Origin of the sequence: Campylobacter volucris, assembly GCF_008011665.1 — a bacterium.
Lineage (GTDB): Bacteria > Campylobacterota > Campylobacteria > Campylobacterales > Campylobacteraceae > Campylobacter_D > Campylobacter_D volucris_A.
In genome coordinates, this window is record NZ_VOWJ01000023.1 from 1 (window position 1) to 12,726 (window position 12,726).

General features: G+C 28.2%; 14 protein-coding genes and 2 tRNA genes. 8 read left to right on the forward strand and 8 right to left on the reverse strand.

Features of this window, described 5'->3' with window-relative positions; translation table 11 throughout:
* Window positions 1–636 precede the first annotated feature (636 nt).
* Window positions 637–2,031 carry an aspartate ammonia-lyase gene (locus FPD38_RS04150; RefSeq protein WP_147555510.1) on the forward strand — a complete coding sequence of 465 codons (1,395 nt, stop codon included), beginning with the start codon at window positions 637–639 and terminating at the stop codon, window positions 2,029–2,031.
* Between the two features lie 28 nt (window positions 2,032–2,059).
* Window positions 2,060–3,394 carry an anaerobic C4-dicarboxylate transporter gene (locus tag FPD38_RS04155; RefSeq protein ID WP_147555511.1) on the forward strand — a complete coding sequence of 445 codons (1,335 nt, stop codon included), beginning with the start codon at window positions 2,060–2,062 and terminating at the stop codon, window positions 3,392–3,394.
* Window positions 3,395–3,539: 145 nt separating this feature from the next.
* On the opposite strand, the gene FPD38_RS04160 is transcribed toward FPD38_RS04155, so the two are convergent.
* Window positions 3,540–3,616: transfer RNA gene (locus tag FPD38_RS04160), tRNA-Met, on the reverse strand.
* Window positions 3,617–3,750: 134 nt separating this feature from the next.
* On the opposite strand from FPD38_RS04160, the gene FPD38_RS04165 reads away from it, so the two are divergent.
* Window positions 3,751–4,398, forward strand: coding sequence for a putative metalloprotease CJM1_0395 family protein (locus FPD38_RS04165; RefSeq protein ID WP_147555512.1), 648 nt, complete (start codon window positions 3,751–3,753; stop codon window positions 4,396–4,398).
* On the opposite strand, the gene FPD38_RS04170 is transcribed toward FPD38_RS04165, so the two are convergent.
* Window positions 4,399–4,486, reverse strand: a tRNA-Ser gene (locus tag FPD38_RS04170).
* Between the two features lie 98 nt (window positions 4,487–4,584).
* Between FPD38_RS04170 and FPD38_RS04175 the strand changes: the two genes are divergently transcribed.
* Window positions 4,585–5,370 (forward strand): hypothetical protein, encoded by a 786-nt coding sequence (locus FPD38_RS04175; RefSeq protein WP_147555513.1) that lies wholly within the window; start codon window positions 4,585–4,587, stop codon window positions 5,368–5,370.
* A 5-nt stretch (window positions 5,371–5,375) separates the two neighbouring features.
* Here the strand turns inward: FPD38_RS04175 and FPD38_RS04180 are convergent, their stop codons facing one another.
* Window positions 5,376–6,233 carry a radical SAM/SPASM domain-containing protein gene (locus FPD38_RS04180; RefSeq protein ID WP_147555514.1) on the reverse strand — a complete coding sequence of 286 codons (858 nt, stop codon included), beginning with the start codon at window positions 6,231–6,233 and terminating at the stop codon, window positions 5,376–5,378.
* Entirely contained in the window at window positions 6,223–7,251 is a 1,029-nt protein-coding gene (gene mutY, locus FPD38_RS04185; protein WP_147555515.1) for an A/G-specific adenine glycosylase, read from the reverse strand. The genes FPD38_RS04180 and mutY overlap by 11 nt, the downstream gene beginning before the upstream one ends.
* A gap of 87 nt (window positions 7,252–7,338) precedes the next feature.
* Here mutY and FPD38_RS04190 point away from each other — a divergent pair, with 87 nt between their 5' ends.
* Genes FPD38_RS04190 through FPD38_RS04200 form a run of 3 tightly spaced genes read left to right on the forward strand, consistent with a single transcriptional unit; the run spans window position 7,339 to window position 9,098 of the window.
* Entirely contained in the window at window positions 7,339–8,085 is a 747-nt protein-coding gene (locus tag FPD38_RS04190) for an SIMPL domain-containing protein (protein ID WP_147555516.1), read from the forward strand.
* A gap of 8 nt (window positions 8,086–8,093) precedes the next feature.
* Window positions 8,094–8,783, forward strand: coding sequence for a uracil-DNA glycosylase (gene ung, locus FPD38_RS04195; protein WP_147555517.1), 690 nt, complete (start codon window positions 8,094–8,096; stop codon window positions 8,781–8,783).
* A 48-nt stretch (window positions 8,784–8,831) separates the two neighbouring features.
* The gene (locus tag FPD38_RS04200; protein ID WP_147555518.1) at window positions 8,832–9,098 is read left to right on the forward strand and encodes a TFIIB-type zinc ribbon-containing protein; all 267 of its coding nucleotides are present in this window, start codon (window positions 8,832–8,834) and stop codon (window positions 9,096–9,098) included.
* Window positions 9,099–9,116: 18 nt separating this feature from the next.
* Here FPD38_RS04200 and FPD38_RS04205 read toward each other — a convergent pair whose 3' ends face one another.
* Together FPD38_RS04205 and FPD38_RS04210 are read right to left on the reverse strand one after the other, a co-directional pair.
* Window positions 9,117–9,944: an NHL repeat-containing protein gene (locus tag FPD38_RS04205; protein ID WP_147555519.1), complete on the reverse strand. Its 828-nt coding sequence runs from the start codon at window positions 9,942–9,944 to the stop codon at window positions 9,117–9,119.
* Between the two features lie 68 nt (window positions 9,945–10,012).
* A complete protein-coding gene (locus tag FPD38_RS04210; protein ID WP_147555520.1) occupies window positions 10,013–10,891 on the reverse strand; it encodes a helix-turn-helix domain-containing protein in 879 nt (292 codons plus the stop codon).
* Between the two features lie 115 nt (window positions 10,892–11,006).
* Here FPD38_RS04210 and FPD38_RS04215 point away from each other — a divergent pair, with 115 nt between their 5' ends.
* Complete coding sequence (locus FPD38_RS04215) at window positions 11,007–11,546, forward strand: superoxide dismutase family protein (RefSeq protein WP_147555521.1); 540 nt, start codon at window positions 11,007–11,009, stop codon at window positions 11,544–11,546.
* A gap of 18 nt (window positions 11,547–11,564) precedes the next feature.
* On the opposite strand, the gene FPD38_RS04220 is transcribed toward FPD38_RS04215, so the two are convergent.
* Both FPD38_RS04220 and FPD38_RS04225 read right to left on the reverse strand, forming a co-directional pair.
* Window positions 11,565–12,089 carry a flagellar FLiS export co-chaperone gene (locus FPD38_RS04220; protein WP_147555522.1) on the reverse strand — a complete coding sequence of 175 codons (525 nt, stop codon included), beginning with the start codon at window positions 12,087–12,089 and terminating at the stop codon, window positions 11,565–11,567.
* 42 nt (window positions 12,090–12,131) lie between these two features.
* Window positions 12,132–12,725, reverse strand: a complete 594-nt coding sequence (locus FPD38_RS04225; protein ID WP_187153101.1) for an ABC-type transport auxiliary lipoprotein family protein — start codon at window positions 12,723–12,725, stop codon at window positions 12,132–12,134.
* Window position 12,726: the final 1 nt, after the last annotated feature.

Below are 12,726 nucleotides of genomic sequence, written 5' to 3' on the forward strand. Positions count from 1 at the left end.
GATAGTGCTGTAATATCTGAAAATGTCAATCAAATTGCTAATGATATCTTAGAAGATGCTAAGAAGAAGAAGTTTTAGTGTAAGCTAAAACTTTAAAGTTTTAAAATATTACAAAATAATAAAACAATAATTTAAGTCTATATAAACAATATATAGACTTAAAAAAAATATATAAGCTTAAAAAACAAAATTTGAATTAAAACTAAAAAAGAAAACTTATAAAATTATATTCTGTCATAAGTTTTTTAATTGTAGTTATTAGAGTAATAGCTAGTTTTGGTATTAAAAAATTTATATAGCAAAGCATTAAATTGATAGCTTACTAACTTCGTAGATAAATAATTATTATTAAGATGATTTAGCTTAACTAATTACATTTAAACTATATATGTTTTTAAACATATGCCATCTATTTTTAATTTGTAGTATTGGTTTATTTTCTGTTAATTCTTAAATTTATTAAATTTACAAAAATTAATTTTTATAAAATAGATTAAAATTATACTTTTATCCATATTTTTTAGAATTCTTTGTATTAAAAATTATAAAAAATTTTATGCAACTTTTTCAACTTTTTATTATATAATATCTACAAGTTTTTAAATAAAACTTAAATAATCCCACAAGGAGAATATCATGGGAACAAGAAAAGAACACGATTTTATTGGAGAGTTAGAAATTTCTGACGAAGTTTATTATGGAGTACAAACTTTCAGAGCTTTGGAAAATTTCAAGATGAGTGGAAGAGCTTTAAAAGAATATCCATTTTTTGTAAAAGCCTTTGCTCAAGTTAAAAAAGCCGCAGCTTTAGCAAATAAAGAATTAGGAACAGTTCCGGCTGATAGAGCTGATTATATTGTAAAAGCTTGCGATCGTATTATTGCGGGTGAATTTTTAGATCAATTTGTTGTTGATATGGTTCAAGGTGGTGCAGGTACTAGCACCAATATGAATGTTAATGAAGTAATTACCAATGTTGCCCTTGAAATGATGGGTCGCAAAAAAGGAGAATACCAATATCTTCATCCAAATGATAATACAAATTTTGGTCAATCAACAAACGATGCTTATCCAAGCTCTATTAAAGTAGCAGTTCATGCTAAAATGGGTAATTTATTAGAAGCTATGGAAATTCTAAAAAAAGAATTAGAAATTAAAGCAAAAGAATATAAAGATATTTTAAAAATAGGAAGAACAGAGCTTGAAGATGCCGTACCAACTACTTTAGGTAATACTTTCAATGCTTTTGCTAGCTATATTAAAAGCGATATAGAAAAAATCACACAAGCAAGAGAAACAATGACTTATTTAAATTTAGGTGCGACAGCTATTGGAACAGGAATTTGTTGCCATCCTGATTATAAAAATGTAGTTGAAAAACACTTAAGTGCTATTACAAGAACCACTTTTAAACCAGCTGAAGACTTTATAGCTGCTACTCAAGATACTGCTGATTTTGTTCATGTAAGCGGTGTTTTAAAAACAGCCGCAACTAGACTTTCTAAAATAGCAAACGATTTGCGATTAATGAACTCAGGTCCTAGATGTGGATTGGGTGAGATTAACTTACCACAAATGCAACCAGGAAGCTCAATTATGCCAGGTAAGGTAAATCCTGTTATTCCTGAAGTTGTAGGTGAAGCTTGCTATGAAGTTATAGGTAATGATGTTACCATTACTCTATGCTCTGAAAGAGGAGAATTTGAACTTAATGCATTTGAACCAGGTATTGCTTATGCATTATTTAATTCTTTAGTTTTACTAGAAAATGCTATGCTTACTTTAGCTAATAAAGCTATCAAACACTTAACAGCAAATCCTGAACAATGCAAAGAAACTATGTTTAATTCAGTAAGTTTAGTAACTGCTTTAAATCCTTACATAGGTTATGAAAAATCAGCTTCTATTGCAAAAGAAGCTTTAACAACAGGTAAAAAAGTCGGTGATATCTGTTTAGAAAGAGGATATTTATCAAAAGAAGAAATTGATAAAATTTTAACTCCTGAAAATATGTTAAATCCAAAATTATAAAAATTAAACAAAAAGGAGAAGTTTCACAATGGATATTTCACTTATACTACAAATTGTAGTCTTTTTGGGTGCAATTTTCATAGGTATCCGTTTAGGTGGCATAGCAATAGGCTATGCTGGCGGATTAGGGGTGGTTATTTTAGGACTAGTTTTAGGTATGAAACCAGGCAATATTCCTTGGGATGTTATCTTGATTATTGCCGCAGCTATTGCTGCAATTTCAGCTATGCAACAGGCTGGTGGCTTAGATTATATGGTAAAAATTACTGAAAAAATTTTACGCAAACATCCAAGATTTATCAATTATCTTGCCCCAGCTTGTGGTTGGTTACTAACCTTGCTAGCAGGAACAGGTAACGCAGTGTTTTCATTAATGCCAGTAGTAATTGATGTTGCAAAATCACAAAATATCAAACCTTCATCGCCGCTTTCGCTAATGGTAGTTGCTTCGCAAATTGGTATCACAGCTTCTCCAGTTAGTGCTGCTGTGGTGTATATGACAGGTGTTTTAGAACCCCTTGGATGGAGCTATCCTGTTTTACTTGGAATTTGGATTGTTACAACCTTTATTGCTTGCATGGCTACAGCATTTATAGTAAGTTTAATCACCCCTATGGATCTTAGCAAAGATATCGTATATCAAGAACGCTTGCAGGCAGGTCTTGTAAAAAGTGCTTCAGATGTTTTACATAGCGAAGATAAACCAGGAGCAAAACTTTCAGTAGCAATATTTCTAATCACAGTATTATGTGTTGTTCTTTATGCTACAGCGATTTCAAATAACATCAAATGGATAGATCCAGTTGTCATCCCAAGAGATGCTGCTATTATGAGCTTTTTATTGACTGCTGCGACTTTGATTACATTTTTTTGTAAAGTTGAACCAGCTAAAATTTTAGATACCAGTGTTTTCAAATCAGGAATGACAGCTTGTGTATGCGTATTTGGCGTTGCTTGGCTTGGAAATACTTTTGTTTCAGGACACGAATCGGCTATCAAAGATGTAGCAAGTGATTGGGTTAAACAAACTCCAGCTATGCTTGCAGTCGCATTTTTCTTTGCTAGTATGCTTTTATATTCTCAAGCAGCCACTGCAAAGGCTATTACTCCAGTTATTGTTACTGCATTAGGAATTTCTGTAACTAATCCAAATGATTCTTATATGCTAGTTGCTTGTTTTGCTGCTGTTTCAGCATTATTTGTTCTTCCAACTTATCCTACTTTATTAGGTGCAGTTCAAATGGATGATACAGGCACAACAAGAATTGGAAAATTTATTTTTAATCATTCTTTCTTTTTACCAGGTGTATTAGCTATTGCTATAGCAGTTTCTTTAGGATTTTTAGCCGTAGGAGTGATATAAGCCATAAACCACTTTTCAAAAAATGAAAAGTGGTTTTACTTCTAATTATTTTTTTAATATCTTTATTTATAAAGTTACAATCTAAATTTTTACTATAGTGATTGATTTATTTTATAATGCAAGAAATATTTTAATTTAAGTAGTATGGTGTCAAGGGGGAGACTTGAACTCCCGACCTCCGGCTTATGAGACCAGCGCTCTAACCAGCTGAGCTACCCTGACTTTCTAAAGTTAAAATAAGATGAAATTATACTTTATTTTGCTTAACATTTAATAAAAATTTTTATACGCTTTTATAATATTTTTATATTTTTTGTGCTAAAAATATAAATTAAAAATTTTTAAGAAAGTTTTTTATGCAGGTTAATTCTAACTATAATAACTCCTTTTACTTTCAGCAAAATTACCATAAAGATAAAGAAGAAAATAAAGATTTTGAATTTTTAACTGAAAAATCACAAGAAAACACGCAGACAAAAGATAAAAAACAAGAAGAAGATAAAGAAAATACTCAAAAAGTTAATGGTAAAGATTTAACCGAAGAACAGGTAAGACAAGTAAGAGAACTTGAAAAAATTGATAGAGAAGTAAGAGCTCATGAAGCAGCTCACCAAGCAGCAGGTGGAGCATTAGCAGGAGCTGCTAGCTATGGTTATACTAGAGGGCCTGATAATAGGATGTATGCAGTCGAAGGCGAAGTGCCAATTAGAATGCAAAAAGGTAATACTCCTGAAGAAACTATCGCAAATGCAATGCAAGTTATAGCTGCAGCAATGGCACCTGCTGACCCTAGCCCACAAGATTATAAAGTCGCAGCAAATGCAATGCAAATGCAAAATGATGCTCGTATGGAACAAGCTCAATTAAAAGCACAAGAATTAAAAGAAAAAAACGAAGAAAACAAAAAAGAATTTGAGAAAAATTCAGATCCAAAAGCTATAAAAGCTTACACTCAAAACACTACGGATAATTCTTTAGGAAATCAATATAATAAAAGTCTTTAGTGGCAGAGAGGAAGGGATTTGAACCCTCGGTGAGTTACCCCACACACGCGTTCCAGGCGTGCTCCTTCGACCGCTCGGACACCTCTCTAAAAAATAAAATTATAACTTAATTTTAAATTTAAAGCAAAAAATAATTTATATTATGCATAATATAAATTGCAAAATAAAAATAGAAAGCATCAAAAAATGATTAAAATTATTTTTATAATACTAAATTTATTATATATTGCTTATGCTGAAAATATAAATTCCACGCAAATAAATGGTCAAGCATATGGTGTGACAGAAGATGAAGCAATAAAAAATGCCATAGATCAAGCACTAGAAAATAAAGGCTTTTCAAAACTTCATAATTTTAAATTTTCTTTTGATGGAAATTTTGATGTTGGCTACAATCAAGACATAAATTCAAGTAGCAATGGAAATTTTAATAGCTATGAAATTCAAGAATTAACCCGAGCCAACCCTTCGCAATTTTATGCAAAAGTGTTGGTTTATAAAAAATTAGATACTGAAACTAATTTTATCAAAGAGACATCTATCATTGTGATTAACACTCAAAAAGATATTTTATCTATCAAATTTGAACAAGAATTTTTAAATTTATTATTGCAAGAAAAAACATTTAAAATTATTGATAGAACTGATATGGAAAATTACAAAAATGAAGAAGATGTTTTAAAAAAAGACAATAAAAACATAGAATTAATAAAATTTTATGCTGATTTAAAAGCAGATTTTTTACTTATACTGACTCCTAAAATCACAAATACGCAAAACGAAGGCTCTATGCAAATGTATGAAGTTGATATTAACTATGAATTGATAGATTGCAAAAATCAGCAAGTAAAACTATCTGATCAATTAAATTTTACTATGACTTCTACAAGCATACTTAGCAAACAAAAAGCTTTTAAAAATATAGCAAAACAAATTGTCGATGATATATCTAAAAATTCATATTCTTTTTAAACAACCTAGTCAAAGCTTTTACTTTGCAAAAACGAACATCTTTTGCAAAGTTCAGCTTTTAAAATACCTTGTTTAAAATTTTCTTTTAAGTCTAAATACAAAGAAGAATTAAGCAATGTTTTAAAATCTTGTTTAAAACAATTTCCAAGTTTAATATCTGCTTTAACATCCAAACAACATGGCACCAAATTTCCATCACTTAAAATAGCAATTTGCTTATTTAGTGCATAGCAAGTCCCATTGGTTCTAATGATTTTATCTTTTAAAGATGGCCATTTAAAAAGCCTTGCTTGGTGCAAAATGATATATCTTGCTAAACGATTTTTTTCCTTACGAGTTTGAATTTTTACCCCAAAATACTTTTGCAAAAACTCATAAATGATATGATTTTGCATAGGTGCTTGAAAGTTTTTGTCTAAATTCCAAAGTCTTAAGTTGATAAAAAATGATTTTTGTTCTTGCTGATGAAAAAACATCAATTTTAAAATATTTTCAAAATATTTATCAAGACTTATTTTATTTTGAGATAAAAATGCACCCAAAGAAATATTTATTTGATGAATATTTTTTGTATTTAAAAGCATATTAATGTTTTCATCATCAAAATAAAATCCACTCGTAGTAAGCTCTATTTGCATTTTATATTTTAAAGCAATATCCAAGTAAGCTTGTAAATTCTTATGCATTAAAGGATCACCTAAAACATGAAAAGTATATAATTTAGCCATACCTTGCACACTTTTGCATATATGTTCAAATTTTTCAAGCTCCATACTTTTTCTTTGTCCTTTTTTACTTGGACAAAAATCACATTTTAAACCACAAATATCACTTAACTCTATATAAATTTTTTCAAAGCGCATGTATATACTTTTTATAAATTTCTAAAGCTTTTAAAGCTAATTTTGACAATGCTAAATTAGACAATTGTTCATAAGTAAAAAGCTCTTCATTTTTAATTTCAAAAAAATCATCTTGTGCAAAAAATACCTCTGCTGTGATTTTATATTTAGTATAAGAATGTTTAAATTTGCCTATATAGATAGCATTCTTGTGATTTTTAAGCTCCAAAAAATTATACATATTAAAATACAACTTTTGTTTGCTTTTTTGAAGGACAAATTGATTATTTTTTAATACCACATATAAAGATAAATCCAAATTTTCATAAGCTATTTTTTTCTTTATAGTGTATTTTTCATAATCAAATTTTGCTCCACAAAATTCCAATAAAGGGCATATTTGACATTTTGCATTCTTTGGCAAACACACTAATGCTCCTATGTCTAGTAAAGCTTGATTGTGATCAAAAGAATTAGAATGATTTAAAAATTCTTTGGCCTTTTGAAAAAGAACTTTTAAAGAAGCATTCTCTAACTTATAAAATCTACTCAATACTCTTTTAATATTTGCATCCACAAAGGCTTCATTTTGTAAAAAACCAAAACAAGCAATCGCTCCAGCACTATATGCGCCAATTCCAGGGAGTTTTTGCAAATCTTGCACATTGCTAGGCAACATAGAATTAAATTCATTCACACAAATTTTTGCACTTTTATGTAAATTTCTAGCCCTTGTATAATACCCCAAACCTTGCCAAGCTTTTAAAACCTTATCTTCACTTGCATTAGCTAGTTTTTCTAAAGAATCAAATTGATTTAAAAATTGAAAATAATAATTTTGCAAAACACTTTTAACTTGAGTTTGCTGAAGCATTATCTCGCTTATATACACTCCATAAGCAGGATGAATATTTTTTAATTTATCCAAATGCTCTTTACTAGCATGAATTTTAAATTTTTCATGCAAAGTTCTCCATGGAAGAGCTTTTCTTCCATTATTTTCATACCATTTTAAAATGCTTTGATGAATTTGTTCCATATATAATTTATTTTCTAAATTTTTAAAGTATTATACAAAAAGCTTTATGTTAAAATATAAAATAATTTTTAAATTTAAGGATATAAAATGAAAAGTTTTTTCAAAGGGCTTGGTATTGGGTTGCTATGTTTGGTGCTTTTTATATTAGGGGTAGTATTTAACACTGAATTTTTAGGATTAAAAAACCAAAATTTCAGTGCTTTGCAACTTACAAGAGATATTAAAGTATATAATGAAATCACGCCTAATATTTATAGAGCAAATTTAACCTTTAGCTCAAGTAATGAATTAAGTCAAAAAAACTCGATCGATCAAGAAGATAAAACACTCATTGCAAATACTTTTAAAGAACTTAGTGCTCGTATAGCTAAAGAAAATTTTTGCAAAGGTGGAAGCTATAGCTTAAAGCCAAATTATACTTATAACCAAGAAGAAAAAAAGATAAATGGTTATAATTTATACTCTAATTTTACATGCAATATCTCTAAAGAAAAAATTAAAGATTATGAAATTCTTAGCAAAGATTTAGAAAATATTATCACCAATAATCCTTTGATTATTTTGCAAAATCAAGCTTTACAAGCTAGTTTTGATGAAAAAACTCTAGATGAAAATAAAGAAAAATTATATGAACTTGCTCTTAAAAAGGCTTATGAAAAAAATGAATATTATTCTAAAACCTTGTCTAAAATATGCTCTATAAAAAATATCAATTTTGATACAAACCAAGCAAGACTAATGAGTCTTAGTGCAAATTATGATAATTTGGTTTTACCTATAGCAGATAAACAAACACAAGAACTTGAAGCTAAGATTATATTTGAATGTAAATAAAATTACAAATGCAAATTGACATCAACAAAATTAATATCAATCAAGATTGGAAAGAATTTTTAAAAGATGAGTTTTTAAAACCTTATTTTGCAAATATAAAATACAACTATATCCAAGCTTTGCAAAGAAATGAAATCATATATCCACCAAGCAATTTAATTTTTAATGCTTTTAATTTAACTCCTTTGAAAGATTTAAAAATCATTCTTTTAGGACAAGATCCTTACCATGGAAAAGACCAAGCCATGGGGCTTAGTTTTAGCGTGCCATTTGGAGTAAAAACCCCACCTTCTTTGATAAATATCTATAAAGAGCTTTTTAATGATTTAAACATACCCATAGCAAATCATGGGAATTTAAGCAAATGGGCAAAACAAGGAGTTTTACTTTTAAACTCTATACTAAGTGTTCAAGCTAATAAACCTGCTTCTCATGCAAATTTTGGCTGGCAAGAATTTAGCGATAATATCATCTTAAAACTTAGCAAAGAAAGACAAAATTTAATATTTTTGCTTTGGGGAAATTATGCAAAAAGTAAAAAAAATCTCATAGATCAAAGCAAACATTTTGTATTAGAAGCAGCTCATCCTTCTCCTTTAGCAAGAGGTGCTTTTTTTGGCTCTAAACATTTTTCAAAGTCAAACGAAATTTTGAAAAAAATTGGTAAAACACCTATAGATTGGGATTTAAACCTTTAATTTACTTTTAAAATATATACTTTTTTAAATTTAATATTAAGGAAAAAGATGAATTGCCCAGCTTGTGAAAATACAGCTTTATTAATGAGTGAAAGAAATGGGGTTGAGATTGATTATTGTCCAAAATGCCGTGGTGTTTGGCTTGATCGTGGCGAACTTGATAAAATCATAGAAAGAAATAGCTCTCAAGCTCCATCTCAAAATCAATCTTACAGTCAACCAAACTACAACAACCAAGCACATTATAACCATCATAACAATGGCTATAAGTACAAGAAAAAAGAAAGTTGGCTTGGAGAATTATTTGACTTTTAAGCTTTTAAAGCTTAAAAGTTATAGTCTTACTCTTATGATAGCATTTTCAGCCATTTTAGGCACCCATAAATATTTACCATCAAAAAACATATCAGCAGAGCCTTTGATAAAAGGTAAGTCTAATTTTTCTTCTTTATTATTTTTTAACACATACACATAACCTTGCAAGTTTTTACCCCAGCTTGAAACTAAAATATTTTGATCTTTATCCATTACAATGCCATCAAATTGCTCTATTTTATCGCTTAATTCTTGAATTTGTTTTGTATTTATATCAACACTTATGATTTTACCACCCATTTTATCACTTGGATCATATCCTGCAATAAATAATTTATCTTTATAAACCAAAAGTCCATTTGGGCCACCATATGAAGGATCTAATTGTATAAATTCTTCATATTTATTTTCTTTCAAAAATACCTTATATACTAAACCTGTTACTGTATCACTAATAAGCAAAATATCATCATTTAACGCAACTATATCATTTAAAAACACCGCATTTTTAATTGGTAATTTAAAAACTTCTTTATTATCTTTAAATCCATAAACTATATCAATATCCACAACATATAAAACATCATTAATTTTAAACATTCCTTTTGGAGCATTTAAATTTTGTATAAATTTTAATTTTGAAATATTTCCATTATTATCAAGTTTAGATATAAAACCATCATTATCTTTAGCCAAAGGATTTAGCTCTTTTCCTAAATTAGATACATAAATTTCATTTTTATCTACATAAATGCTTTCAGGATGAGCAAATCCTTTTACTTCTTTAATATCCAAAGCATTAGCACCACACAACAACACAAAGCTTAAAAAAATACTTTTTTTCATAAATGTTACCTTTATAATAATTTTTATATAAAAATTATAATTAAAAAGGAATTTTAATTCTATAATTTTTAAGATAAAAAATATAAGTTTTTTGATTTTTGTTCTTGTTTTGGAGTGATTCCATATCTTTTTTTATATCTTGATATAAACCAAGCTGGAGAGTTAAATCCTAATTCTAAACAAACTTGAGTTACATTTTTTGTTGAAAATTCAAGTAAAAATTTAGCCTTTTCAAAACGCTTATTATCGAGCCATTCTTTAGCACTTATTCCAAAACTTTGCTTAAAATTTCGACTAAAACTTGCTATATCCATCTTACTAAATTTAGCCATTTGAGCTACATTTTCAAATTCATCCTTACAATAAGAAAAAATTTTATACAAATCTAGACTAAACCCATTTAAAATTTCTTTTATAAATGCTAAAAATTCATCATTATCTTCACTATATAACAAAGACAAAAATAACTCTTCAAATTTCAATTTTAAAAGAATTTCATTATTCTTATGCTCATTTTCAATATATACTAGCAAAGACAAAAAAGCATTTTTTACCAAAATATCCGTCTTGATAGCAAAAAAACTTTTGGATTTTTTAATAGTAATGATTTTTTGTATAAATTCTTTATACTTATAAATAAACTCTATCAAAACACTTTCCTTAAACGAAAAAATTATAGATTGATATGTCATAGCATCGTCTAAATAATCTCTAATAGAAAAAGAATTTTTAGTAAAAAATACCACTTCATTTTCTTTAATATCTACATGATTATCATGAGTATAAATTTTTTTATTACCTTTGATAATAAAAACCAAAGTATAGTCTTCAAATAATACCTCTTGGTTTTTACTAGTATGATTTTTTTCATATTTACATAATGTAAATAAAGAAGTTTGTAAACAACTTTTACTAACATTTTTTAAATATCTTGGAAAGACTAACATCACTACCTTTTTATAAGTTTTTTGATTTTTAATCAAATAATACTATCATAAAAATACGATTTTTCATTAACTATATTTGTTAAAATTTACAAACTCAAATTCACAAGGAGAAAAAATGAAAAAAATTATTTTAGGTTCATTATTGGCTTCAAGCTTTTTGCTAGCTGCAAATTTAGAAACTTTTGATCCAAAAGCACAAAAGGATTATTTAGTGATTAAAATGCAAACTCTTGATAAAGATACAAATAAAGATGCTGGAGAAGTAGTAGCTGTACAAACAAAATATGGCATTGCATTTTATCCAAATCTTCAAGGCTTAGAAAGTGGAATTCATGGTTTTCATATACATGAAAATGCTGATTGCGGAGCAACCGAAAAAGGTCTTGGTATGAAAGCTAGAGGGCATTGGGATCCTAATAAAACTGGAGCTCATTCTACTCCTTGGGATGATAAAGGACACAAAGGAGATTTACCACCGCTTTATGTGGAAAAAGATGGCACAGCAACAAATCCTGTTTTAGCACCAAAAATCAAAAAACTTAGCGAGTTAAAAAATCATGCTTTAATGATACATTTTGGTGGTGATAATCATAGTGATCATCCAGCAGCACTTGGTGGTGGTGGAGCTAGAATGGCTTGTGGAGTTATAAACTAAAGACTTAAGCCTTTAGTCTTATTTAAAAATTTTTTTAAAGTCAAAGCTATTTTGTGAGTCAAAATCCATTCCACCAAAGCTTTGGCTTGGACTATAAGCTGCAATAGCCAATGCAAGCTCACAAAGCAAAGAAGCGATCTCTTCTCTTTTGTCTTCTATATATGCTTTCATTCCTTCATAATCACTATTTTCTAAAATTTTAATAGGATTATAAATTTCAAAAGCAAAAGATTTACTACCAACATGGATATTATAATTATTATCAAATAAAGCATTTCCTAAAAATGAGCAATTATCTACTATTTTTACACTTTCACTAGCGATTAAAACTTTATCTTGGACATCTTCATAGTTTTTATCTTCTAATAAATTTGAAATTTTTTTCAAAGAAGAATCCAAAATTTGCAAAGCACCGACAAAATCATTTGCATCAGTGATATCTTCACTAAATTTTTGCGTTTGATGTTTTAGACTAGCTCCATCTAAACTAGTATTAGCTACTTGTCCTAAATGCTTTTGTAGCATTTCTAATTCATTTATCATAATACACCTTCCTTGTTATTGCTATAACAAAAAAAGCATTTTTTATTCCAAAATTTGACCCATCCAAGAGTTTAGATCTTGATTAAATTGAGAAAAAATTTCATTATAAACTTGCATTAACAATTCAGGCTCACTTTCATCAAGCTTTTTTTCATAGTAAAAATATCTACTCGCAACAATGTTTTTATCATTCATATTAATCAAAGTCAAACTTATACCAAATTTTGCAATAGATTCTTCATTGTTGATAAAATCTTGCTCTAGCACATTTACTTTACTTTCTAAGATAAAATCTGTCTTAGCTAAGCTATCTTGGTTTAAAACAGCTTTAAAAATTTTTGTATTTTCTAAACTTGTTTCTAAAAAATTTTTAATAAGCAAATTTAAATTATCTTGCCAAAAATGATACGCATATGTATTAACTATGCCATCTTTTTTATAAAAAATTTCATTTGTATATACTAAGCCTTTAGGTAAGGCTACCATAATAGTTACATCTTTTTGCATATTGACAGTAGAAATATTATGATCTAAAGATATGGAAAAATATCTTGCAAAAGGTAAAGTTTGACTTGGACTTACCACAGAACAAGCACTAAAAAGCAAAGCCATAAAAAGCAAAACTATTTTTTTCATA

What these genes read in the sequence shown, in the direction of transcription:
- FPD38_RS04150 (WP_147555510.1), top strand. Translation starts at nt 637, where the DNA reads ATGGGAACAAGAAAAGAACACGATTTTATTGGAGAGTTAGAAATTTCT.
- FPD38_RS04155 (WP_147555511.1), top strand. Translation starts at nt 2,060, where the DNA reads ATGGATATTTCACTTATACTACAAATTGTAGTCTTTTTGGGTGCAATT.
- FPD38_RS04165 (WP_147555512.1), top strand. Translation starts at nt 3,751, where the DNA reads ATGCAGGTTAATTCTAACTATAATAACTCCTTTTACTTTCAGCAAAAT.
- FPD38_RS04175 (WP_147555513.1), top strand. Translation starts at nt 4,585, where the DNA reads ATGATTAAAATTATTTTTATAATACTAAATTTATTATATATTGCTTAT.
- FPD38_RS04180 (WP_147555514.1), bottom strand. Translation starts at nt 6,233, where the DNA reads ATGCGCTTTGAAAAAATTTATATAGAGTTAAGTGATATTTGTGGTTTA.
- mutY (WP_147555515.1), bottom strand. Translation starts at nt 7,251, where the DNA reads ATGGAACAAATTCATCAAAGCATTTTAAAATGGTATGAAAATAATGGA.
- FPD38_RS04190 (WP_147555516.1), top strand. Translation starts at nt 7,339, where the DNA reads ATGAAAAGTTTTTTCAAAGGGCTTGGTATTGGGTTGCTATGTTTGGTG.
- ung (WP_147555517.1), top strand. Translation starts at nt 8,094, where the DNA reads ATGCAAATTGACATCAACAAAATTAATATCAATCAAGATTGGAAAGAA.
- FPD38_RS04200 (WP_147555518.1), top strand. Translation starts at nt 8,832, where the DNA reads ATGAATTGCCCAGCTTGTGAAAATACAGCTTTATTAATGAGTGAAAGA.
- FPD38_RS04205 (WP_147555519.1), bottom strand. Translation starts at nt 9,944, where the DNA reads ATGAAAAAAAGTATTTTTTTAAGCTTTGTGTTGTTGTGTGGTGCTAAT.
- FPD38_RS04210 (WP_147555520.1), bottom strand. Translation starts at nt 10,891, where the DNA reads ATGTTAGTCTTTCCAAGATATTTAAAAAATGTTAGTAAAAGTTGTTTA.
- FPD38_RS04215 (WP_147555521.1), top strand. Translation starts at nt 11,007, where the DNA reads ATGAAAAAAATTATTTTAGGTTCATTATTGGCTTCAAGCTTTTTGCTA.
- FPD38_RS04220 (WP_147555522.1), bottom strand. Translation starts at nt 12,089, where the DNA reads ATGATAAATGAATTAGAAATGCTACAAAAGCATTTAGGACAAGTAGCT.
- FPD38_RS04225 (WP_187153101.1), bottom strand. Translation starts at nt 12,725, where the DNA reads ATGAAAAAAATAGTTTTGCTTTTTATGGCTTTGCTTTTTAGTGCTTGT.